The sequence below is a fragment of the Virgibacillus sp. 7505 genome (genome assembly GCF_002272135.1).
Classification (GTDB): domain Bacteria; phylum Bacillota; class Bacilli; order Bacillales; family Amphibacillaceae; genus Terribacillus.
In genome coordinates this window covers 1-209 of the sequence record NZ_NPBF01000491.1, presented here as the reverse complement: position 1 = coordinate 209, position 209 = coordinate 1, and the positions used below count along the sequence as shown (strand labels likewise).

1 protein-coding gene is annotated in these 209 nt (G+C 43.5%); it reads left to right on the top strand.

Annotated features, from left to right (window positions below):
* Window positions 1-209 (top strand): molybdopterin-dependent oxidoreductase (locus CHH91_RS19925; RefSeq protein WP_141234295.1); only part of this gene is annotated, 209 nt, incomplete at both ends.

Below are 209 nucleotides of genomic sequence, written 5' to 3'. Positions count from 1 at the left end.
ATTCAGAGAAACGAATTGGGAAGAGGCGCTCGACGTTATTGCTCGTAAATTTAAGGAAGCGATCGATCAGAACGGACCTGATTCACTCGCCTTTATTTCTTCATCCAAATGCACGAACGAAGAATCGTATTTGATGCAAAAATTGGCCAGAGCTGTAGTTGGCACGAATAACATTGATAATTGTTCCCGCTATTGCCAGTCTCCAGCGA